This is a genomic window from Acidovorax sp. Leaf78 (genome assembly GCF_001422735.1).
Taxonomy (GTDB): domain Bacteria; phylum Pseudomonadota; class Gammaproteobacteria; order Burkholderiales; family Burkholderiaceae_C; genus Acidovorax.
Genome location: NZ_LMLZ01000025.1, coordinates 64011 through 87307, shown reverse-complemented (window position 1 = coordinate 87307; position 23297 = coordinate 64011). Strand labels below are relative to the sequence as shown.

The 23297-nt window shown below is 66.7% G+C and carries 18 protein-coding genes; 3 read left to right on the top strand and 15 right to left on the bottom strand.

What is annotated here, in order from left to right:
- Positions 1-263: 263 nt before the first annotated feature.
- The 5 genes from ASF16_RS23825 to ASF16_RS23805 form a co-directional block, all read right to left on the bottom strand.
- Positions 264-1328, bottom strand: a complete 1065-nt coding sequence (locus ASF16_RS23825) for an ABC transporter ATP-binding protein (RefSeq protein ID WP_056173242.1) — start codon at positions 1326-1328, stop codon at positions 264-266.
- A 14-nt stretch (positions 1329-1342) separates the two neighbouring features.
- Positions 1343-2212, bottom strand: a complete 870-nt coding sequence (locus ASF16_RS23820; protein ID WP_056173240.1) for a carbohydrate ABC transporter permease — start codon at positions 2210-2212, stop codon at positions 1343-1345.
- Positions 2202-3083: a carbohydrate ABC transporter permease gene (locus ASF16_RS23815; protein ID WP_056173237.1), complete on the bottom strand. Its 882-nt coding sequence runs from the start codon at positions 3081-3083 to the stop codon at positions 2202-2204. The genes ASF16_RS23820 and ASF16_RS23815 overlap by 11 nt, the downstream gene beginning before the upstream one ends.
- Positions 3084-3378: 295 nt before the next feature.
- Positions 3379-4500, bottom strand: a complete 1122-nt coding sequence (locus ASF16_RS23810) for a carbohydrate porin (protein ID WP_056173234.1) — start codon at positions 4498-4500, stop codon at positions 3379-3381.
- A 104-nt stretch (positions 4501-4604) separates the two neighbouring features.
- A complete protein-coding gene (locus ASF16_RS23805; RefSeq protein WP_056173231.1) occupies positions 4605-5855 on the bottom strand; it encodes an ABC transporter substrate-binding protein in 1251 nt (416 codons plus the stop codon).
- 236 nt (positions 5856-6091) lie between these two features.
- Here ASF16_RS23805 and ASF16_RS23800 point away from each other — a divergent pair, with 236 nt between their 5' ends.
- Both ASF16_RS23800 and ASF16_RS23795 read left to right on the top strand, forming a co-directional pair.
- Positions 6092-6811 (top strand): response regulator transcription factor, encoded by a 720-nt coding sequence (locus ASF16_RS23800; RefSeq protein WP_056173228.1) that lies wholly within the window; start codon positions 6092-6094, stop codon positions 6809-6811.
- A gap of 117 nt (positions 6812-6928) precedes the next feature.
- Positions 6929-8320, top strand: a complete 1392-nt coding sequence (locus ASF16_RS23795; protein ID WP_056173225.1) for a sensor histidine kinase — start codon at positions 6929-6931, stop codon at positions 8318-8320.
- 197 nt (positions 8321-8517) lie between these two features.
- Here the strand turns inward: ASF16_RS23795 and tal are convergent, their stop codons facing one another.
- The 4 genes from tal to ASF16_RS23775 all read right to left on the bottom strand — a co-directional run bounded on the left by tal (position 8518) and on the right by ASF16_RS23775 (position 13948).
- Positions 8518-9465 (bottom strand): transaldolase, encoded by a 948-nt coding sequence (gene tal, locus ASF16_RS23790; protein WP_056173223.1) that lies wholly within the window; start codon positions 9463-9465, stop codon positions 8518-8520.
- A 28-nt stretch (positions 9466-9493) separates the two neighbouring features.
- Positions 9494-10558 (bottom strand): ABC transporter ATP-binding protein, encoded by a 1065-nt coding sequence (locus ASF16_RS23785; RefSeq protein ID WP_056173220.1) that lies wholly within the window; start codon positions 10556-10558, stop codon positions 9494-9496.
- A 123-nt stretch (positions 10559-10681) separates the two neighbouring features.
- On the bottom strand, positions 10682-12907 hold the full coding sequence (locus ASF16_RS23780; RefSeq protein WP_056173567.1) for an iron ABC transporter permease: 2226 nt from the start codon (positions 12905-12907) through the stop codon (positions 10682-10684).
- 15 nt (positions 12908-12922) lie between these two features.
- Positions 12923-13948, bottom strand: coding sequence for an ABC transporter substrate-binding protein (locus ASF16_RS23775; protein WP_200912414.1), 1026 nt, complete (start codon positions 13946-13948; stop codon positions 12923-12925).
- Positions 13949-14227: 279 nt separating this feature from the next.
- Here ASF16_RS23775 and ASF16_RS23770 point away from each other — a divergent pair, with 279 nt between their 5' ends.
- A complete protein-coding gene (locus ASF16_RS23770; RefSeq protein ID WP_056173217.1) occupies positions 14228-15073 on the top strand; it encodes a MurR/RpiR family transcriptional regulator in 846 nt (281 codons plus the stop codon).
- Between the two features lie 71 nt (positions 15074-15144).
- Here ASF16_RS23770 and ASF16_RS23765 read toward each other — a convergent pair whose 3' ends face one another.
- The 6 genes from ASF16_RS23765 to ASF16_RS23740 form a co-directional block, all read right to left on the bottom strand.
- Positions 15145-15633, bottom strand: a complete 489-nt coding sequence (locus ASF16_RS23765; RefSeq protein WP_056173214.1) for a type III secretion system chaperone — start codon at positions 15631-15633, stop codon at positions 15145-15147.
- Between the two features lie 54 nt (positions 15634-15687).
- Entirely contained in the window at positions 15688-18147 is a 2460-nt protein-coding gene (locus tag ASF16_RS23760; RefSeq protein WP_056173212.1) for a hypothetical protein, read from the bottom strand.
- Positions 18148-18439: 292 nt separating this feature from the next.
- Positions 18440-19486 carry an ABC transporter ATP-binding protein gene (locus ASF16_RS23755; protein ID WP_056173210.1) on the bottom strand — a complete coding sequence of 349 codons (1047 nt, stop codon included), beginning with the start codon at positions 19484-19486 and terminating at the stop codon, positions 18440-18442.
- Positions 19483-20484: an ABC transporter ATP-binding protein gene (locus ASF16_RS23750; protein ID WP_056173208.1), complete on the bottom strand. Its 1002-nt coding sequence runs from the start codon at positions 20482-20484 to the stop codon at positions 19483-19485. Before ASF16_RS23750 ends, ASF16_RS23755 begins: the two co-directional genes overlap by 4 nt.
- A 125-nt stretch (positions 20485-20609) precedes the next feature.
- Complete coding sequence (locus ASF16_RS23745) at positions 20610-21521, bottom strand: ABC transporter permease (RefSeq protein WP_056173205.1); 912 nt, start codon at positions 21519-21521, stop codon at positions 20610-20612.
- Between the two features lie 140 nt (positions 21522-21661).
- Positions 21662-23245, bottom strand: a complete 1584-nt coding sequence (locus ASF16_RS23740) for an ABC transporter substrate-binding protein (protein ID WP_056173202.1) — start codon at positions 23243-23245, stop codon at positions 21662-21664.
- Between the last annotated feature and the right edge of the window lie 52 nt (positions 23246-23297).

Sequence of the window (23297 nt, the reverse complement as noted above, 5' to 3'; positions counted from 1 at the left end):
AGAAAAATGTTCTGCAGCTATGAAAAATATAGCTGCTTGCGCTTGATGGACGAGCGGTACAGGCAGTTTTTACCTGAAATACAAAGCCCCGCAAAGACCTAAGTCTCCGTCCGAAACATCCTGGACGTTTTGATGCGCGCAGCGAGCGCGGTCGTGGAACCGGTGCCGCCCGGGCATCGGGTGCGCCCCCTGCCCTCGTCGGAAGAGGTCGCGAGAGCGAGGCTACAGCAGCGCCGCCAATCCCAGGGCGCTGTCGCTACACCTCAGCCCAGCCTCTCTTCGGTCTTCGCGTCGAACCAGTGCGCATTGGCCGGCGCCACGGTCAGGCCCACGTGGTCGCCGGGCTGCACGCGCGTTTGTGCATCGGTGCGCAGCGTGACGTTGCCAGCGGCGGTATCGACCATCACGTAGGTGTCCGGCCCGGTGGGCTCGACCACGCTCACCTGGCCACGCCAGGGCGCGTCGTCCTGCATCTGCAGATGCTCGGGCCGCACGCCCAGCAGCATCTCGGGCACGGACCGGGGCGGTGCCAGGCTCAGCGACGCGCCCTCGATGCCGAACTGCCCGGCCGGCTGCACGCCGCCGCGCAGCAGGTTCATGGTGGGCGAGCCGATGAAGGTCGCCACGTACGTGTTGGCCGGGCGGTTGTAGATCTCGTCGGGGGTGCCCAGCTGCTGCACCACGCCGCCCTTCATCACCGCGATGCGCGAGCCCAGGGTCATGGCCTCGACCTGGTCGTGCGTCACGTACACGCTGGTGATGCCGCTGGCCTGGTGCAGGCGCTTGATCTCGGCGCGCATCTCCACACGCAGCTTTGCGTCCAGGTTGGACAGCGGCTCGTCGAACAAGAAGAGCTGCGGCTGGCGCGCCAGGGCCCGGCCCATGGCCACGCGCTGGCGCTGGCCGCCCGACAGCTGGCTGGGCCGGCGGTCGAGCAGGTGGGTGATCTGCAGCATGGCGGCGACTTCGTCGATGCGCTTTTGGCGCTCGGGCTTGGGCATCTTGCGCATCTCCAGCGCAAAGCCGATGTTGTCGGCCACCGACAGCGTGGGGTACAGCGCGTAGCTCTGGAACACCATGGCGATGTCGCGGTCGCGCGGGGGCATGCCCACCACGTTCTTGTCGGCGATGCGGATCTCGCCCTCGGTGGGCTCGTCCAGCCCCGCGATGATGTTGAGCAGCGTGGATTTGCCGCAGCCCGAGGGGCCCACCAGGATCAAAAATTCGCCCGGTGCCACGTGGATGTCCACCTTGCGCAGCACCTCCACGCTTTTGTCGCCCTTGCCAAAGCGCTTGTTGATGCCTGCGATGTCGAGTGATGACGCCATTTTCTTGATTACCCTTATCCCTTGACTGCGCCGGCCGTCAGGCCGCGCACGAAGAACTTGCCTGCGAGAACGTAGATCACCATGGTGGGCAGGCCCGCGATGATGGCGGCGGCCATGTCCACGTTGTAGGCCTTCACGCTGGAGCTGGTGTTGGCCAGGTTGTTCAACCCCACCGTCACCGGCTTGGAGTCGGTGCCCGAGAACACCACGCCGAACAGGAAGTCGTTCCAGATGTTGGTGAACTGCCAGATCAGCGTGACCATCACGATGGGCGTGGACAGCGGCAGCACGATGCGCCAGAAGATCTGGAAGAAGCTGGCGCCGTCCATGCGCGCCGCGTTCACCAGCTCTTTCGGGATGGCCGCGTAGTAGTTGCGAAAGAACAGCGTGGTGCCCGCCAGGCCCGCCAGGCAGTGCACCATCACCAGGCCGGTGATGGAGCTGGACAGCCCCAGCCAGCCGAGCACCTGGCTCATCGGCAGCAGCACCACCTGGAAGGGCATGAACACGCCGAACAGCAGCAGGCCGAACAGCGTGTCGCTGCCGCGAAACTTCCACAGGCTGAGCACGTAGCCATTGAGCGCGCCCCAGACGGTCGATATCAGCACCGCCGGCACCGCCATGGCCACCGAGTTCATGAAGAACGGGCGCAGGCCGTTGCAGTCCACACCGGTGCAGGCGCTGGACCACGCCGTACCCCAGGCCGACCAGTTCAGCGCGGCGGGCAAGGCCAGCAGCGACGTGCTGCGGATCTCCTCCGCATCCTTGAACGAAGTCACCAGCATCGCGTACAGCGGCAGCAAGAAGAAGGCGGTGGCCAGGGCCAGCACCGCGTAGACCAGAAAGCGGCCCACGGACGGGAGCAGAGAGGGCTTAGCGGTCATGGGGCTTGGTCCGCAGTTCGCTATAGAGATAGGGGATGACCAGGGCTGCCACAGTGGCCAGCATCATGGTCGCGCTGGCTGCGCCCAGGCCGATCTGGCCGCGCGAGAACGACATGGTGTACATGAAGGTCGCGGGCACGTCGGTGGCAAAGCCCGGCCCGCCGGCCGTGAGCGCCATCACCAGGTCGAAGCTCTTGATCGCCAGGTGCGACAGCACCATGAGCGTGGAGAAGAACACGGGCCGCAGGGCCGGCAGCACGATGCGCCAGTAGATGCGCGGCAGCGATGCACCGTCGACCTGCGCGGCCTTGATGATGCTGTCGTCGATGCCGCGCAGTCCGGCTAAAAAGAGCGCCATCGCAAAGCCCGCGCTCTGCCAGATGCCGGCGATCACCACGCAGTAGATGGCCATGTCGGTGTCGACCAGCCAGCCGAATTCAAAGTTGGGAAAGCCCCAGTCGCGCACCATTTTTTCGATGCCCAGGCCCGGGTTCAGCAGCCACTTCCAGGCCGTGCCCGTGACCACGAAGGACAGCGCCATGGGGTACAGATAAATCGTGCGCAGTGCGCCTTCGGCACGGATCTTCTGGTCCAGCAGCACGGCCAGCACCACGCCGATGGCGAGCGACCCGCCGACGTAGCCCACGCCGAAGATGCCCAGATTTTTGAGGGCCACCCACCAGCGGTCCATCTCCCACAGGCGCTCGTACTGCGCCAGGCCCGCCCAGTCGTAGTTGGGCAGCATGCGGGACACGGTCAGGCTCAATACGCCGTTCCACAGCATCAGGCCGTAGATGAACGCGAATCCCAACACAAAAGCCGGTGTCACGACCAGCTTGGGCAACCATGTCTCAAACGAATTCTTGGTCATCGCCGGGCCACCCCCGAATGAAAAGCCACGGCCTTGCGATCAGCGGCCCGCGCAGGGGCAAAGGCGAGGTGAAAGGCAAAGCGTGGGAGCCATCTTGGACGGCTGCGAAAAATGTGTGGCATGTGCCTGCAATATGAAAAAAGGGGGGCACGCACAGAGTGCCCCCCAACCGAACAAAGTAACCTCTGACTAACTCGCTAACTCACTCACTTCACCATTCCATGCCCAGGCCGCCGGGCGGCGCAGCCAAGGCGCAAACCTTGGCAACACGTCCTGCGGCCCGGTGTGGAATTGCTTACCACCAGACCTCGTACTGCACGCCCACCAGCGTGCGCGAGGTCTTGCCGTTGGCGCCGAACGTGGCGGCATTCGCCACGGCCGCTGCCTGGTTCCAGTTGGCCTTGGTCACATACAGGCGCAGTTCAGGGCGTGACCAGAAGTCTTCCGACAGCGCCAGGGCGCCGGCCAGCGTGACCTTGGACAGGCGCTGGTCAGGGCCCGTGTTGCCCTTGCGGGTCGTGGTCGACAGCTCGGCCAGCATCTTGAAGTTCTGCGTGAAGGCGTACGAACCCCGGCCGCCCAGCGAGAAGTCCTTGGTCTCGACACCGGTCAGGTCAGCCTTGTTGGTCTGGTAGCCAATGAGGGCCTGGCCGCCGAAGGGGCCGCTTTGCCAGTTGATGGAGTCGGCGATCCGCGTGGAGCGACGGCCGGCACGGGTGCCGTCGATGGACTCGAACTCACCATCGATGCGGGCATGGCCGCGGGACGTCTGCAGGTACAGCGTGTTGCTGATGCTCGGCAGCAGGAATTCCTTTTGCGTGTGCATCAGCGACACACCCGAGCCGGAGCCACCGCCGACCTGGTTCTTGCCGCCCACCGCCGTGAGCAGCACGCGCAGCTTGCCGCCGGGGTTGGTGTTGATCTCGGACAGGTCGGCGTTGATACGGTGCGCCTTCACGTCGTTGGGCAGGTTGCCGTCGAACTTGTCGCCCGAGAACACGCCCACGCCCAGCTTCATGCCGCCGATCGGCACGTCGGTCACGCCCGCGCCGACGTTGTCACCGTAGTTGAGCAGGAAGTAGTCGACGATGTGCACGTCCTGGATACGCAGGCGGCGCTGGCCGGCCCAGAACTTGGCTTCGGGCGAGAACGAGAAGCCGCTCATTTCCACGAAGGCCTGCTCGGTGCTGATGTCGCCGCTGCCCCACTTGGCGGGCATGTAGTTGATCTTCCACTTGATGCCGTTGGTCTCGAAACCCTTGGCAAAGTTGACTTCGATGCCGTTGTCGCCTTCGTTGCCCAGGCGGTATTTCTGCAGCTCGCCGCCGAGCGTCAAGTTGCCCTTGACGCCGTCGGAGTGGTTGAACACCGGGCCGCCCCGCGAGTAACCGTTGAACTCGAAGCCGGCAACATCCATTGCCATGGCACTACTCATCGCGCATGCGGCGGCCAAAGCCACCGCCGTCAGGCGGTTTCTTTTCATCATGATGGGATCCCTCTGGGGTTTGGTTTACTTCGGACTTACTTGGTCTTCGCGGCGGCCGCGATCTTCTTCACCGCATCGGCAACGCTCACCTTGTCGTCGTTCCAGAATTGGCTGACGACGTCCTTGATGGCACCTTCGGTCGCGGGCGCGATCGCCATGCCGTGCGCCACGCTGGGCAGCAGGCTGCCGCTCTTGGCGGTGTCGATGAAGTCCTTGGCCGAGGCCTTGGCGCAGTCGTCGAACTTGTCCATCTTCTGGCCGGCGCGCACCGGGATGGAACCCTTGTTCAGGTTGAACACTTCCTGGAACTCGGGGCTCATGATGGAGCTGGCCAGGTCGCTCTGCGCCTTCTGGGCGGCGGCGTCCTTGAGCTTGAACAGGATGAAGGAGTCCACGTTGAAGGTGTAGGCCGTGGTGGTGCCCGGTGCTGCTGCGCACAGGAAGTCCTTGCCCGGCACCTTGTTGGCCGCCAGGAACTCGCCCTTGGCCCAGTCGCCCATCAGTTGGAATCCCGCCTTGCCCTGGATCAGCATGGCCGTGGCCAGGTTCCAGTCGCGGCCGGGGGCGCCAGCGTCGGTGTACGACTTGATGCGGCGGAAGGTCTCGAGCGACTTCTTCATCGTGTCGCTGTTGATGGCCTTGTCATCGAGCTTGACCAGGGCGTCCTGGTAGAACTTGGCGCCACCGACACCCAGCACCACCGATTCGAAGGTGGTGAAGTCCTGCCAGTTCTGGCCGCCGTGGGCCACGGGCACCAGGCCTGCGGCCTTGAGCTTGTCGGCGGCTGCGAAGAACTCGTCCCAGGTCTTGGGCATGGCGGCCACGCCGGCCTTCTTCAGGGCCTCGGAGCTGCCCCACATCCAGTTGACGCGGTGCACGTTGACCGGGGCGGCCACGTAGGCGCCCTTGTACTTCATGACATCGGCGACCACCTTGGGCAGCAGGTCGTCCCACTTCTCGGCCTTGGCCAGTGCATCCATGTTGGCCAGCACGCCTTCGGACGCCCATTCCTGGATCGCCGGACCCTTGGTCTGCGCGGCAGACGGTGGGTTGCCCGAGATCACGCGGCTCTTGAGCACGGTCATGGCGCTGTCGCCACCGCCACCGGCCACGGCAAAGTCGCGCCACGTGTGGCCCTTGGCCTGCATGATCTTCTTGAGCTCGGCGACCGACTTGGCCTCACCGCCCGAAGTCCAGTAATGCAGAACCTCGACCTCACCCGCGCTGGCGGACATCGCTGCCGCCAGGCCCACCGCCACAGCGGCGATCTTCGTCATCTTCCACATACCCTTGTCTCCTCGATGTTTGAATCCGTTTACGCGCCACATACCGGTGACGTTCAGCGCAGTCGGTACTTTAATTACAATAATTAATGAACATATCAGGGCTTTCCCGGGTTGTTGGTTACATGCCAGTCTCCTAGCCCGGTTATCGAATTACAACGTCGGCTGGGCTCAGCCATGGGCTCGGGTGCAGGCTCTGCATCCACCGCAGGCGGGATGCTTTGCTATGCTCACAGACCATGCCCACCCTACTGATCGTTGAAGACGATGCCCTGCTGCTCGACGCCCTCACCGGGCAGCTCAAACAGCTTGAATACGATGTCTGCACGGCGTGCAGTGTGGCCCAGGCCACAGCGCTTTTGCAGACCCAGGCGGTGGACGGAATCATCCTCGACCTGGGCCTTCCGGGTGGGGCCGACGGCATGGAGCTTCTGACCTGGGCCCGCAGCCACATCGCCGGCTTGCCGGTGCTGATTCTCACCGCCCGCGACGGCATCGACGACCGGGTGGCGGGGCTCAACGCCGGGGCTGACGACTACATCACCAAGCCCTTCAACATGCAGGAGCTGCAGGCCCGCCTGCAGGCCATGCTGCGCCGCGCGCGGCAGCCCGCCTTTACGCAGCCCAGCAGCGCATCGGGCGGGCCCAGCACCACCATCGGCGCGCTGCTGCTGGACCATGCCAGCCAGACCGCCACGCTCGACGGCCTGCCGCTGGAGCTCACGCAGCGCGAGTGGGAACTGCTGGAACTGCTGGTCAACCGCTGCGGCGAAGTCGTCACGCGCGACGACGTGCTGGCCGCCTGGCGCGCCGGCCCACCGGAGCCCGGTCAGTCGGCACCGCCGCTCGCCTCCAATGCGCTGGAGGTGTACGTGCACCGGCTGCGCAAGAAGCTGGACGAAACGAGCCTGAACATCCGCAACATCCGGGGCCTGGGCTACATGCTCGAAAAGCCATGAAGCGAATGGGTTTGCGCTGGAGACACTTCGCACCTTGCCCTCAGGTGGACACCGCCCTTGCTGCGGGGCGGCCCTTGCTCAGCGGCCTCGGCGTGGCACATGCCGGCAACGACTGACATGCAGCCCATCCACGGCGTCTCTCTGCAGCGCAAGCTGCTGCTCTGGCTGCTGCTGCCGCAACTGGTGCTGTGGCTGTCGGGCGGCTTTCTTGCGTGGCGGGTGGCGTTGCAAAACGGCGAAAAGGGCATCGACCAGACGCTGACGCAGTCGGTGCGGGCGCTGGCGCGGCAGATCAAGCCCATCGGCGACGGGCTGCTGGTGGACTTCCCCAAGGCCGCGCAGGACATCCTGGAGCAGGACCCAGCCGACCGCATCACCTACATGGTCTCGTCCCCGCCCGGGCGCTTTCTGCTGGGCAACGCGCAGCTGCCCTCGCCGCCGCCCGTGGACGTGCGCGTGGGCGAACCGTACCTGTACCAGGCCCGCGTGGACGACAAGCCCGTGCGCGTGGCGCTGCTCGATGTGGACTACGGCACGCCCCAGACCCGCCAGACCCTCCGCGTGCAGGTGGCGCAGAGCCTGACGGTGCGCGAGCGCATCGCGCAGGAGCTGCTCGAACAAATGCTGCTGCCCATGGGCCTGATGGGCCTGGCGCTGAGCGCCGTGGTCTACGCCGGCGTGCTGCGCGGGCTGCAGCCGTTAAAGCGCCTGGAGGCGCAGATCGAGAAAGCGGGCGCGCGCAAGCACAACACCGCCGACCCGCTGCCGCCCATCGAGCTCACGTCCGCGCCGCAAGAAGTGCACTCCCTGGCCAGCACCATCAACGGCCTGCTGGAGACGGTAGCGCGCGGGCAGCGCAAGGAAAAGCGCTTCTTGAACGACGCCGCGCACCAGCTGCGCACGCCCCTGGCCGGCCTGATCGGCCAGACCGAGCTGGCCCTGCACGAAAGCCACGAGCCCGCCGTGCAGGAGCGCCTGCAAAAAGTGCTGGCCGCCGCCCAGCGCAGCGCCCACTTGGTGCACCAGCTGCTGCAGCTGGCGCGCTCCGAATCGAACGTGGAGATGCAGGCAGTGGACATTGCCGCGCTGGCCCGCGAGGTGGCACGCGAGTGGGCCGCGCGCGCGCTGGCGCAGGGCATGGACCTGGGCTACGAAGGCGACGACTACCTGACCGTGCAGGGCCACCCGCTGCTGCTGCGCGAGGCGCTGAACAACCTGATCGACAACGCGCTGCACTACGCCGGCGCGGGTGCCACCGTCACCGTGCGGGTGAATGCTGCCCCGGGCCTGTGGGCCACGCTGGTGGTGGAAGACGACGGGCCGGGCGTGCCACCCGCGAACATGTCGGACCTGTTCGCACGTTTTTGGCGTGGCTCGGACAAGCCCGGGGGGTGTGGCCTGGGGCTGTCCATCGTGGAAGAAATTGCACTGCGCCACGGTGGCCAGGCTGTGGCGGAAAACGTGGAGCCGCACGGGTTGCGTGTGGGGCTGCGGTTGCCGGCGGGCTGAGCATTGACGCCTTGGCGGGTGCCTGTGTCGGGTGCGACCGGTGCGAGGATAAGACCTGTGGGTAGCAGACCGAAGGGTCAGCGGGTCAGCAGCGCTGCGGCATCACACACACCCTGAATTCACATAAAAAAGCTGCTACCGCTTGATGGACAAGCGCTAGCAGCTATGTTTTTTATAGCAACCTGCTTAAGCGGATCTCACGCGGCCTGAATGAGCTTGTCCAGCTTGACCGCATCCGCCGCAAACGCGCGGATGCCTTCCGCCAGCTTTTCAGTGGCCATGGCGTCTTCGTTCAGCGCAAAGCGAAAGCCCGCTTCGTCGTAGCTCACGGCAGCCAGGTCCAGCGTCTTGGCGGCCTGGGCGTCCAGTGCGGGCTGCAGCGGCGCGTCGCTGGCGGCCAGCTGGGCCAGCAGCTCGGGGGCGATGGTCAGCAGGTCGCAGCCGGCAAGCGCCGTGATCTGGCCCACGTTGCGAAAGCTCGCGCCCATCACCTCGGTGGCAATGCCAAAGCGCTTGTAGTGGTTGTAGATCTGCGTGACGGACTGCACGCCCGGGTCGTTGGCACCGGCGCGTGCGGCTTCGTCCCACTGGGCGCCAGCCTGCTTCTTGTACCAGTCGTAGATGCGGCCGACAAAGGGCGAGATCAGCTGCACCTTGGCCTCGCCGCAGGCCACGGCCTGAGCGAACGAGAACAGCAGCGTGAGGTTGGTGTGGATGCCCTTGCGCTCCAGCTGCTCGGCGGCCTTGATGCCTTCCCAGGTGGCGGCGATCTTGATGAGCACGCGGTCGATGTGGATGCCTTCGGCCTGGTACAGCTCGATGATGCGTTCGGCGCGGGCGACGGTGGCGCTGGTGTCGAAGCTCAGGCGGGCATCCACTTCGGTGGACACGCGCCCGGGGATGGTCGCGAGGATCTCGCGACCGAAGCGCACCAGCAGGCGGTCGATGATCTCGTCCATGGCGCGGCCGCGGAACTGGGCCACGGTGTCCTGCAGCAGCGGCGCGTACTCGGGCTTTTGCACGGCCTTGAGGATCAGCGACGGGTTGGTGGTGGCATCCTGGGGCTGGAATTGCGCCAGTTGCTTGAAGTCGCCGGTGTCGGCAACCACGGTGGTGAACTGTTTGAGGGCGTCGAGTTGGTTCATGGCGTCATTATTGAACATCAGCGTCCGCTCAGTCGGTACTACCAACCACCGATACCCCGTGCACGCCCAGGCCGAGCCGCACGTCCTCGCCCGGCGTGAGCACGTCGCTCAGGTCCGACGACACGACGAAGATGGGCCCCAGCTCTGTGGCAAAGGTGTATTCGTGCACCGCGCCCAGGTACGCGGCCTTCTCCAGCCGCGCGGGCATCAGACCCTCGCCCTGGCGCTCGATGCGCCATGCCTCGGGCCGCACCGCGACCTTGACCGCGCCTTGCTGCTTGCAGGCCCGGGGGCGGATCGTGAGCGGCCCCACGGTCACCGTGCCATCGGCGCGGGCCGTGGCGGGGAACAGCATGGCCTCGCCCATGAAGCCGGCGACGAACTCGCTGCCCGGGGTTTCGTACAGCGCGCGGGGCGATCCCTGCTGGGCGATCAGGCCCTGGTTCATCACGATGATCTGGTCGCTGACGGCCATGGCCTCGCTCTGGTCGTGCGTGACGTAGGCCACGGTGAGCGACAGGCGCTGCTGCAGCGCGCGGATCTCCTCGCGCATCTCCCGGCGCAGGCGGGCGTCCAGGTTGGACAGCGGCTCGTCGAACAGCAGCACCTCGGGCTCCAGCACCAGCGCGCGGGCCAGCGCCACGCGCTGCTGCTGGCCGCCAGACAGCTCGCTCGGCAGGCGGTCGTCATAGCCCACCAGGCCCACGCCGCGCAGTGCCTCGACCGCCTTGGCGCGCGCCACCTCGTCACGCTGGCCGGACATGCGCAGGCCGTACATCACGTTCTCTGCCACGTTCATGTGCGGGAACAGCGCGTAGCTCTGGAACATCATGCTCACGTTGCGCTGCGCCGGGCCGAGCGTGGTCACGTTCTTGCCGCCGATGAAGATCTCGCCGGAGGTGGGCGACTCCAGCCCCGCGATCATGCGCAAGGTGGTGGTCTTGCCGCAGCCCGACGGGCCCAGGATGGTGGCCAGCGTGCCGCGTGGCACCTCGAAGCTGATGCCCTTGACGGCCAGGCCCGACGAGGCGTCGCGGCCATAGCGCTTGGTGATGTTGCGGAACACGATGCCCGCATCTTCGATGTTGTTCATGGTTGTCTTTTCAATGGACGATGACGCGAATTAACGGGTGTGGCGCATGCGCGGGACGCCGAGCAAGGGCCGCCCCGCAGCGAGGGCGTCGTCCCCCTTGAGGGGGAAGGCGCCGAAGGCGACTCAGGGGGTGCTTCCTCTTCGGCCCAGCTTGCGCTCGCCCACCACCAGTTGGATCAGGCCGATGGAGGCCGACATCAGCACGATCAGCACCGTGCAGTACGCCAGCGCCACGCCGTAATCGCCGTTGCCCACGCGGCCGATGATGTAGGTGGTGGCCAGCTCGTTCTCGGCGGTGACAAGGAAGATCACCGCGCTCACCGTGGTGATGGCCCGCACGAAGCTGTAGACCAGCGCGGCCACCAGCGCCGGCTTGAGCAGCGGCAGCACCACGTGGCGCAGCGTCTGCACGCTGCCGGCCCGCAGCATGACCGAGGCTTCGTCCAGCGACCGGTCGAGCTGCTTGAACGCCGCCGTGCCTGCACGCACCCCCACCGGCAGATTGCGGAACATGAAGCACAGCACGATGATGAGTGCGGTGCCCGTGAGCTCGAACGGCGGCACGTTGAACGCCAGGATGTAGCTCACGCCCAGCACCGTGCCGGGGATCGCAAAGGCCAGCAGGGCGGCGAACTCGAAGGCGCCCTGCCCCCGGAACTCGGTGCGCGCCAGCAGCCAGGCGATGCCGATGCCCAGCGTGGCCGTGAGCGGCGCCGAGATGGCTGCGAGCTTGAGCGTGGTGAACAGCGAGCTCCAGGCGGTACCGGCCCATACGATGCCGAACTCGCCCCACTCCATGCTGAACGCAGTGCGAAAGTGCGCCAGCGTGATGGTGTAGTCGCGGCCCCAGGTCTGCACGAAGCCGCCGGCCAGCGCAAACAGGTACACGATGAGCGTGAACGCCATCCACGGCAGCGCGATGGAATGCACCACGCGGCGCACGCCGGTGGGCAGCGGCATGGCAATGCCCGCGTCGCCCTTGCCCGACACCGTGGTGAAGTTCTGCTTGCCCAGCAGACCGCGCTGGATGGCAAACACCGTGAGCGCAAAGAACGTGAGGATCCACGCCAGCGACGCGGCGCGCCCCTGGTCGTACTGCGCACCCACGATGGCGAAGAAAATTTCGGTGGAGAGCACCGAGAACTGCCCGCCCACCACGATGGGGTTGCCGAAGTCGGCCATGCTCTCGATGAAACCCACCAGGAACGCGTTGGCCAGGCCCGGCTTGAGCAGCGGCAGCGTCACGCTCATGAAGGTCTTGTGGGGGCTGGCGCGCAGCGTCTGCGCGGCTTCTTCCAGGCTGGGCGCCACGCCCTGCACCACGCCGCGCATGATCATGAAGGCGATGGGCGTGAACGCAAATGTCTGCGCCACCCACACGCCGAACCAGCCGTAGAACCAGCGCGAAGGCGTGATGCCGAACGCGTATTCAAGAAACTGGTTGAACACGCCCGCACGGCCGAACAGCAGGATCAGGCCCAGGCCCACCACGAAAGGCGGCGTGATGATGGGCAGCAGCGCCACGATGTTCAGCGGGCGTGCATAGCGGCGCGAGGCGCGCTCGGCCATCAGCGCCATGAAGGTGCCCAGCAGCGTGGTGCTGGTGGCGGTCATCAGCCCGAGGAACAGCGTGTTCCATGCCACGCCGCAACGCTGACCGCCGCTGACACACGACAGGCCGAAGTTGCGCTCGTGCGCAATGCGCTCCCACAGAACGCCCAGCGAGAACGGGCCGTCTTCCAGGAAGAACGCCGCCGACAGCGCCTTGAGCACCGGGAACACGATGAACAGTGCCAGCAGGCTGCCGCACGCCAGCACGGCGGCTGCGACGAACAGATCGCCCTTGAAGAAACCGCGCCGCGCCACGCCGAAGGCCGTCAGCACCAGCAGCGCCGAGAGCACCACGAACCCGCCCCAGCCGATGCCCGGCTGCCGCGCGCCCAACTCGCCCAGCATCTGGTTCAACCAGTCGAAGGCCCAGCCCCGCCCGCCGATGGCAAAGCCGCTGAGCAGCAGCGCCAGCAGGCCCACGGCCCCGCCCACTGCCAGCACCGCGCCCTGCCGCCGGCCTGCAGGCAGGACGGCGCCTGCGGCTGCGATGGCCAGCCCCACCAGGCCCAGCCACAGCCAGGGGCGCCCCAGCAGCGCGGCCTGCATGAGCCCGTTGCCCGCCTGCTCGCTGCTGAAGACCTGGCCGATGGCCAGAAGGCCGTTGGAGTCCTGCTGGGCGTACCAGGGGAAGGCCAGGTAGCCCAGCACGCCGATGGCCAGCCACACCCACAAGGGTCGGTTGACCGAGGCGCGGGTTGCAGGAGATCGTGAAATTGCGCTGTTCGCCGCCGCGGTCACCGACACCACCAGTCCTTAGCGCGCAGCGTTCTGCACGTCCTTTTCCCAGCGCGCGATCAGGCGGCGGCGCTCGGTGCTGGCGCCGTACTTGGCGTAGTCGTAGTTGATGAGCTTCATCTTGGCCGGGTCCGTCATGCGCGGGTCCTTGGGCACCTGGGTGTTGCTGGGCAGCTGGAACTGCTTGGCTGCCAGGCCGAACTGCTGGCCGCCGGGCGTGAGCGCCCATTCGTAGAACTTCTTGGCCGCCTCGGCGTTGGGGCTGTTCTTGACGATGCTCATGGAGCCGACCTCGGCACCAGTGCCTTCGGACGGCGTGATGGACGCCACGGGAAAGCCGTTGACGGCCTCGGTGGTCACGTCGTGCACGAAGCTCACCGAGATGGTGGTCTCGCCGCGCGCCGCCGCCTTGACCGGGGCCGTGCCCGAGCGCGTGTAGGTGCTGACGTTGGGGTGCAGCGCCTTCAGGTATTCGAACGCCTTTTCCTCGCCCATGATCTGCACCAGCGTGGCGATCATGGTGTAGGCCGTGCCGCTCGACGCGGGGTTGGCCATCTGCACCTCGCCCTTGAACTCGGGCTTGAGCAGGTCGGCCCACGACTGGGGCGGGTTGAGCTTGCGCTTGGCCAGCAGCTCCTTGTTGTAGCCAAAGCCCAGCGGGCCCAGGTACACGCCCACGGTGCGGTACTTGGAGTCGGCGGCCTGCTTTTGCGCCCAGGGGTACAGCTGCGCGAGCTGCGGCGACTTGTACTCGAGCGTGAGGCCCTGCTCCGCGGCCTGCAGGTGCGGGTCGCCCGTGCCGCCGAACCAGATGTCGGTCTTGGGATTGGCCTTCTCGGCGTTGAGCTGCGCCAGCGCCTCGCCCGAGCCCTTGGCCGTCATGTTGACCTTGGTGCCGGTGGTCTTGGCGTACACGGTGGACATCAGGTTGCACCACTCGGCCTGCACGGAACAGATGATGTTGACCTGGCCCTGGGCCCAGCTGCCGCAGGCGGCGGTCGTCAGAGCCGCACCGGCCAGTAGTTTCAGCAGAGGTTTGCGCATGGAAGGCTCCTTGGTATCGGAATTACAGAATGAAAGGATGCTATCGCCCGTCCCCCACAGGGGCCAGGGGGGAAGCCCGCAACCCCGCTGCAAGCATGATGAAAGGGAGGAATCACCCGGGTCCGGAATGTTGGGAACCAAGTTACATTAGTCGAACAACGCCCCCGCGCCGCCCGCCAGCGCGGCGCACACCGAGCCCCCATGACAGCCCTGCCCCGCCCATCGTCGATGCACCGTGAGCCGCCCGGCGCCGGCCTGGGCTGACACACACCTACCGACATGCTCGAACGCATCACCGCATCCCTCCCCTCGTTGGCGCCCGCCGAACAGCGCGTGGGCCGGCTGGTGCTGACCGACCCCCGCACGTTTGCGCGGCTGCCGGTGCGCGAGCTGGCCGAGCGGGCCCACGTGAGCAAGCCCACCGTGGTGCGGTTTTGCCGCAGCATGGGCTATGACGGGCTGGCGGATTTCAAGCTCAAGCTCGCAGGCAGCGTGAGCGAGGGCGTGCCCTTCATCCACCGCAGCGTGGATGCGGACGACAAGACCGGCGACGTGCTGGTGAAGGTGGTCGACAACGCCGTGGCGGCCTTCTTGCAGTACCGCAATGCAGCCAGCACCGTGGCGCTGGAGCGCGCCGCCGAAGCCATTGCAGCCACGTGGAAAACCGGCAAGCGCATCGAGTTCTACGGCGTGGGCAACTCCGGCATCGTGGCGCAGGATGCGCAGCACAAGTTCTTTCGCCTGGGTGTCACGTCCATCGCCACCAGCGACGGCCACATGCAGGTGATGAGCGCCACGCTGCTGGGCCCCGGCGACTGCGCGGTGATCATCTCCAACTCGGGCCGCACGCGGGACCTGATGGACGCCGCCGACATCGCGCGCAAGAACGGCGCCACCACCATTGCCATCACCGCCAGCGGCTCGCCCCTGGCGAGCACCTGCCCCATCCACCTGGCGGCCGACCACCCCGAGGGCTACGACCGCTACAGCCCCATGGTGTCGCGGCTCATGCACCTGCTCATCATCGACGTGTTGGCCACCTGCGTGGCCCTGCGCATCGGCAGCCCGCTGCAGCCCATCCTGCAGCAGATGAAGGACAACCTGCGGGCCAAGCGGTACGCTTGATCGGCGTACGGCGCGGCGCTGACCGCGCAGCCAGGCTTCACACACCGCACTGAGCGTGAGTAAGAGCGGGGTCAGGCGCGCAGAAAGCCGCTCAGGGGCACGCTCATCATCCCGCCGGGCATCAGGCCCGAACCTGCCGACGGTACCGGGGATTCAGCACCGCCGCCCGAGAGCAGCAGCTTTTTCCAGTCTTCGGCCACAGCCACGAAGCCCTCTACCAGCCGCACGAATGCGGGCCCGCCGGTCTCTTCGACGTCCACGGTGCGGCACAGCACCACCTCCTGGGTGTGCCCGTCCACCGCCAGGGTAGCGCCGGCGGTGGCAGCGCCGAACAGATTGGCTTCCAGCAGCCGCCGGTACAACGCTTCCCGCCCCTGGGCGGGCAGCGGCCCGAGCACGCTGTAGACCTGCAGGACCCGCGCGTCGTCGTCGCGCTCGAAGTCGATGGCCAGGCTGGTGTCGAACACCAGGCGGGCGCAGCCCTGGGCGTCGAATCGCAGCGTCTGCGACAGCCCCGCGGTCTGGCCCAGATCAAGAAGAAGTTGGTCGGCGGTGGACATGAATGATGGATCGCTTTTGCAAAAGAGGAAGAGGTCGTCAGGACACGATGCGGGTCACACGACCGCCGGGGCAGCGTCGTAGGTAAAGCGCACGGGCTCCTGCACGCTCACTGCCAGGTCCGCGCCGATGTGCAGAGCAAAGGCGAACTGCCCGCCGCTCTGCGCCGCATCAAGCTGCACGGGCGTGCCCACGCCTTCGTGGGCGTTGCGCGGCGCGGGCAGAAAGACATCGGCGCCTTGGACCGCGTAGTTCACCTGCAGCACGATGCCGCCCTCGCCGTCGCTCGACAGTGCGTACTCGATGCGCTCCGGCCCCATCAGCCGGCCTGGGGTGCCGTCGGGCAGGCGCAGCGGGCTCTGCTGCGACATGAGCACCTGCTGCACGCCGGCCAGCACGTTCTGGTTGGCCAGGCGAGACACCTTGAGCGCCAGCGCTTCGTTACCGCCCGCCAACTCGCGCAGCTGCGCGGCTGCGGAGCGGACGCTGCCGGCTTTGTCGGGGTTGTCCTTGTCGATCATGGGGCGAGCAACGCCGCTCGCATCGGCCACGGTGTAGCTCGCACGCGTCAGGTCCTTGACGAAGCCTTCGCTCACACCGCCCACCTCGTGTTCGCGGTCCTTGCCGGGCGCTGCCAGCATGCCGTCGAGGTTGTCCTGCACGGCGCCCTGCACCGCCGGGCCGCCAGTGCCCGAGCGCACGACCACCGCGTTGTCCTCCACACGAACGGCGCTGAACACGTCGCGCACCACGCCCGCCGGGGCCGGTGCTCCGTCCCAGGCGGGCGCGGGCACTGCGGCCCCCAGCTCGCCCAGCCGCTGGTCGACGCAGTGCTTGAGCATGCCCAGGTCGGTGGCCCGGTCGAACATCTGCCGGCCCAGGCCGCTGTCGTAGGCCTCCATCGCATCCGAGCCGCCCAGCAGCGGCATGGCGGCCGACGCGAGTTCGTCGGACAGGGCTTCGGCGGCCGGGCTGCCCAGCCGCGCGGACAGCGCCTGCAGCGCCGGGGTGTCCAGGTCCTTGATGGCGTGGCCCACCAGCTTTTCGCGGAAGGCCATCACCTCGTCCGCGCCCTCGACCTTCATGCCCAGGCGGATGTGCACGTCGAGGGCCGCATTGGCCGCGGGCTGGGCCGTGCCCAGGCCGCGCAGCAAACCTGCGGTGTCGCCCTGCGCGAGCGCCTGCAGCGCGGGCTGCATGGCCTGCGCGCCTGCGTCCATCGCTTCGGAGCGGCGGCGCGTGGCATCGGCCGCGATCTCGGCCTGCCCCGCCTGCACGCCCAGGCCGCGCAGGCCATCGCCCAGGCTGTGCAGCTGTCCGGCACTCAGCTCGGGCAACTGCGACAGGTGGGTCGGGTTCAGGTAGGCCTGCAGATGCCCTTGCAACTGTTCCACGGGCGCCTCCAGCGCCGCAGGAAAGTGCATGCCGTGGATGTCGCAGTGCGCGCGCAGCTCTGCCAGCGCACTGCCGGTGGTGGCGATGTCGCGCGCCACGGCCTGCGGCGCATGGAGCATGCCACTCGGGTCGTCCTCGGACGGCAGACGGCGTGCCAGCAGCGCGGCCGAGCCGTCGGCCACGGCTTTCTCGAGCTTCTCGGCGCGCACGCCGATGGCGCCGCTCACCACGAAGCGCGCGGCCGTCGGGTCTTCCGGTCCGATCTGGGCGGTGGTGTGCATCAGCGCATGCAGCTCCTTGCTGGGCAGCAGGTTGATGACCTGCGCCATCGGCACCACCTGGGCCGGGTCGCCGTCGCCCACCCGCGCCTCCACGGCCTGCAGCACCAGGGCGCGCTGCATTTCCTTGAACTCCTTGTCGGGCAGGTGGCCGAAGCCCTGGTCGCGCAGCACCTCGCGTGCGGTGTCGTAGACCTGCTGGAAGGCCCGGCCCGTGATGCCGGTGTCCTGCGCCTCCTTGGCGGTCATCGCGATGGCCAGGTCCAGGTCGCCCTGCAGCGCGGCCATGCCCTGGTCGATGGCATGCTGCTCCATGGCCGAGCGCACGGCGGCGAGCACGGGGTCGCCCTTCAAGGCGCTGTTCTCCGCCATGACGAGGCCCTTGTGCAGGGCCTGGCGCTCATCCGGGGTCATCTGCTGGAGCTGGGCGGTGGTGCGTTCGCGCACGACGGTGTCCAGGCTGACGCCGCGGCTGGTCACCGGAGCGGCCACGTCCCGCAGACCACCCAGCAGCTTCTGGGCGGCCGCGCCGTCGGCCTGGTGCGTGGAGGAATGCGAGATGGCGCCCAGCAGGTTGCCCATGTGGGCGCTGGTCGCTTCCAGGCCCGCGCGGAATTTGCTTTCGGTGCGCACGCCGTGCGGCGTGACGGCATTGAGGGCCCGCGATGCCAGGCTTTGGATGCCACGCCCGATATCGGACAGCACAGTGCCCAGGCTGCGCGGAGGCTGGGCAGGCGCCTGCTGCACCGTGCGGCCCCCGAGGCTGCCCACGGGGCTTTGCTGAAAATTGTGCTGGAGCGAAATGCCGTGCAGCTGTGCACCGGCGTTGACGGGGGATGACATGGCAGGAGATTTCCTTTCATGCCGTGAGTAACCGGCTCGGCACGGACGTTCCATGCGGCAGGCAGAAAATGTCGGGACCTGGAAGGGGCCTGAGGGGACGCAGCCCCTTTGCCCGCAGCGAAGCCTGGTGCCGCGGAGGACTGACTGCTACCAAGCGCCATGCACACGCATCAAGCACGACGCTTTGTACAACGCGACGCACAACGCACAAGGGCTCCGTGAGGAGCCCTTGTCAAATGATGGGATGCGTCGCGGCAGCGTTCGTATTACCGCTGCACCACGGCCCACGGTACTAGATTCGCCCTTCCTCCACCGCGTGGCAGGCAATGCGGATGCCGCCGATGTTCAGCAGCGCAGGCCGCTCGGCACGGCAGCGCTCGTTGACGTGCGGGCAGCGCGGGTTGAAAGCGCAGCCCGGCGGGGGGTTCAGCGGGTTGGGCACTTCGCCCTGCACCGGCGTGCGCGCCTTGCCGGTGTCGTGCATCTTGGGGATGGCATCGAGCAGCATGCGCGTGTAGGGGTGGCGCGGCGTGTTGAACAGCGTGTGCTTGTCGGCCAGCTCCACCAGGCGGCCCAGGTACATCACGCCGACCTGGTCGCTCACGTGGCGCACCACGGCCAGGTTGTGGCTGATGAACAGGTACGTGAGCTGCCGCTCGCGCTGCAGGTCCTTCATGATGTTGAGCACCTGTGCCTGCACCGACACGTCAAGGGCGGAGGTGGGCTCGTCGCACACCAGGAACTCGGGCTCGGTGGCCAGGGCGCGGGCGATGGAGATGCGCTGGCGCTGGCCGCCGGAGAACTGGTGCGGGTACTTGACCATGTCGAGCGGCGACAGGCCCACGGACTTGAGCAGCTCGCCCACGCGTTGCTTGAGCTCGGCCTTGTCGGTGATGAGGCCGTGCTCCTTGAGCGGCTCGCCGATGATGCCTTCGACCAGCCATCGGGGGTTCAGGCTGGCGTACGGGTCCTGGAAGATCATTTGGATGCGGCGGCGCATGGCGCGGGCATCGTTGCCCTTGAACGCGGCGTGCGCATCCTGCTTGTCGAACGTGAGGCCGCCGCGCGTGGGCTCGTACAGGCCCACCAGCAGGCGCGCCACGGTGCTCTTGCCGCAGCCGGACTCGCCCACCAGCGCCAGGGTCTTGCCCTTCTCGATCTCGAAGCTCACGCCGTCCACCGCGTGCAGCAGCGTGCGGGGCTTGCGTTCGATCACGCGGTTGAGCCAGGGGGCCGATACGTCGAAGGTCTTGGCGAGGTCGTGCGCCTGCACCAGGGCGTTGCTTTTCACCGGTGTGGACGCTGCGGCGGCGTGGGTCGTGGTGGTGGCGGCGCTCATGCGGTCACTCCGGCGGTGGCGGCAGCAGTCGTCGCGGATGCACCGGCGTGCAGCCAGCAGGCAGCGCGGGTGGAGCCCGCCGGCATCAGGTCAGGGCGTTCGGTCATGCAGCGGTCAAAGGTCTTGGGGCAGCGGGGGTTGTAGGCGCAGCCCTTGGGGATGGCGTTCAGGCGGGGCATGGCACCGTCGATCTGGTTGAGGCGTTCGCGGTCCTGCTCCATGTCGGGGATGGAGGCCATGAGCCCGCTGGTGTAGGGGTGCGACGGCTTGTTGATCACATCGTGCACCGGGCCGATCTCGGCCACGCGGCCGGCGTACAGCACGGCCACGCGGTCGCAGGTCTCGGCGATCACGCCCATGTCGTGGGTGATCAGCATCACGGCGGCGCCGCGCGATTTGCAGATGTTTTTTAGCAGCGTGATGATCTGCGCCTGGATGGACACATCGAGCGCCGTGGTGGGCTCGTCGGCGACGATGAGCTTGGGCTCGGCCGCCAGCGCCAGGGCGATCACCACCCGCTGGCGCATGCCGCCGGAGAACTGGTGCGGGTAGTGGTCGATGCGCTCTGCCGCAGCCGGAATGCCGGTGTCCTGCAGCAGCGCAATGGCGCGCTGGCGGGCCTCGGCGGGCGTCACAGGCAAGTGGGCCAGGATGGTTTCGGTGAGCTGGCGGCCCACGGTGTACAGCGGGTTCAGCGAGGTCAGCGGGTCCTGAAAGATCGCGCCAATGCGGCGGCCGCGGATGTGGCGCATCTCTTCATTGCTGAGGTTGTCGATGCGCTGGCCTTCGAGCAGGATCTGGCCCGAGGCGACGCGGCCCGGCGGCTCCAGCAGGCCGATGATGGCCGCGCCGGTAAGGGATTTGCCGGCGCCGGACTCTCCCACCACGCCCAGGATCTCGCCGGGTGCGATGGAAAAGGAGATGTCGTCCAGCGCACGCAGGGTACCGCGGCGGCTGGGAAATTCGACAACGAGGTTTTTGACTTCGAGAAGACTCATGGGTGTACCGTTTTTATCTTTGGAGGCACGAGGCGGTGGTTTCGCCGCCGGGCCGCCCCAAGGCGAAACCTGCCCCCTTGGGGGCCAGCGACGACACGACAGTGCGGAGCGTGGGGGCCATGTGCTCAGCGCAGGCGTGGGTTCAAGGCGTCGCGCAGCCAGTCGCCGAGCAGGTTCACCGACAAGGCGATCAGCACCAGCATGGCGCCGGGGAATACGGTGATCCACCATTCGCCCGAGAACAGGTAGTCGTTGCCGATGCGGATCAGCGTGCCCAGCGAGGGCGATGTGGGCGGCGCGCCCACGCCCAGAAAGGACAGCGTGGCTTCGGTGATGATGGCCGTGGCGACCTGGATGGTGGCCAGCACCAGCACCGGGCCCATGACGTTGGGCAGCACGTGCTTGCGCATGATGCGCAGCGACGACACGCCCGTCACGCGGGCGGCCTGCACGTATTCCTTGTTGCGCTCGACCAGCGTGGAGCCACGCACCGTGCGCGCGTACTGCACCCAGCCGGTGAGCGAGATGGAGATGATCAGCACGCCGAAGGCGAGCGACTCATGGGCGTTGGGGAACAGCGCACGGCCCACACCGGCGATCAGCAGCGCCACCAGGATGGCGGGAAAGGACAGCATCACGTCGCACAGGCGCATGAGCACGGCATCGATCCAGCCGCCGCGAAAACCCGCGAGCAGGCCGAAGGCCACGCCCACCACGACGGACAGCACCACGGAGGCCAGCCCCACGACGAGCGAAATGCGTGCGCCGTAAATCACCGCGGAAAGGATGTCGCGGCCCTGGTCGTCGGTGCCCAGGGGGTATTTCATGGAGCCTTCGGCGCTCCAGGCGGGCGGCAGCCGCGCGTCGCTGAGTTCCAGCGTGGCAAGGTCGAACGGGTTGTGGGGTGCGACCCATCCGGCAAACACCGAACAGAACACGCAGATCAGCGCGATCGCGGCGGCCACCATCGCCACCGGAGAGGTGCGAAAGCTGTAGCCGACATCGCTGTCAAACCATCGGGCAAGGGTTGTTTTCATTGTGGGGAACCAGTAAACAGTCACCACCGCAGGGCCCGGGTAGCGGCCGCGCGGTGGTGTGGATTGTCAAAAGAAACGGTTGTCGTTCTCTCGATGTCTTTCGCTTGACGTACAGACTTCTTTGCTTCGTGGCCGGCGGCTTACTTGGTGATGCTCATCCACTTGAAGTACATGAAGTTGTCGGCCATCTGCACGAGCTTCACGTTCTTGTTCACGCCCCAGGCCAGGGCCTGCTGGTGCAGCGGCAGGTGGCCGATGTCGGCGCTGTGCAGATCGAACGCTTCCTTGATCATGGCGTCGCGCTTGGCCTTGTCGGTCTCGACCAGGACCTTCTTGGTCAGCTCATCCAGCTTGGGGTTGCAGTACGCGCCCAGGTTGAACTGGCCCGCGCCACCCTTTTCGTCCGGACAGATCATGAGCGCATTGAGCGCGTTGTGCGAGTCGTAGGTCGTGGGCGTCCAGCCCAGCATGTAGAAGCTGGTGTCGCGGCGCAGCACCTTGGGGAAGTAGGTGCCCTTGGTTTCGGCCTGCAGGTTGATCTTGACGTTGATGCGTGACAGGTTGGCGGCCACGGTCTGGCAGATGCGGCCGTCGTTCACGTAACGGTCGTTCGGGCAGTTCATCGACACTTCAAAACCATTCGGGTAGCCCGCTTCGACCATCAGCTTCTTGGCCGCTTCGACGTCGTACGGCAGGCGCTTGGTCTCGGGCTGGAAGCCGTTGATGCCAGGGCCCACCATCAGCGCGGAAGGGTTGGACGCGCCACGCATCACGGTCTTCTTGATGCCTTCGATGTCTATGGCCTGGTAGAAGGCCTGGCGCACGCGCTTGTCCTTGAAGGGGTTCTTGCCCTTGACGTTGGAGTACAGCAGCTCGTCGCGCTTTTGGTCCATGCCCAGGAAGATGGTGCGCAGCTCAGGGCCGGTCACCGCACGGGTGTTGGCGCTGCTGTTGACGCGGTCGATATCCTGCACCGGCACGGGCTCCATCACGTCCACTTCGCCAGACAGCAGGGCCGCCACGCGCGTGGCGTCGTTGGAGATGGGGGTGAACACCACCTCGCTCACGTTGCCTTCGATCTTGCCCCAGTAGGAGCCGTTGCGCACGAACACCGAGCGCACGTTGGGCTGGCGCTCGCGCAGGCGGAAGGGGCCGGTGCCGTTGGAGCGGAACGAGGCTGCGTTCTCGATGCCCTTGCGGCGGTCCACGGGCGTCACGGCCTGGTTGGTCTCGCACCACTTCTTGCTCATGATGAACGAGGTCGTGATCACGTCGGGCAGGATGGGCTGGGGCGCCACGGTTTCGATTTCGACGGTGTGGTCGTCGATCTTGCGCACCTGCTTGATGTCGCTGTTGGTGGCCTTCATGTCCGAGCCTTCACCCTTCATGCGGCCGAAGCTGAACACCACGTCGTCGGCGGTGAAAGGCGTGCCGTCATGGAACAGCACGCCCTTGCGCAGCTCGAAGCGCCACACGGTGGGTGCCGTCTGCTTCCAGGCCGTGGCCAGTGCAGGCGCCACGCTCAGGTCCTTGTTGCGGCCGACCAGTGGCTCGTACACGTTGCTGGTCACGCTCAGCTGGAGCGATTCGTTGAGCGAGTGCGGATCCATGGAGAGCGCGTCACCCTGGTTGGCGATCCGGATGGTCTGCGCGTTGGCGACCATGCTGCCTGCAGCCATCGCGGCAAACAATGCAGCCAGGACGGCTTTTTTCTGGAACTTCATGGAAATCTCCTCGTGGTGAAAAAGGATGCGGAAGGGGTGTACATCCAGGGGA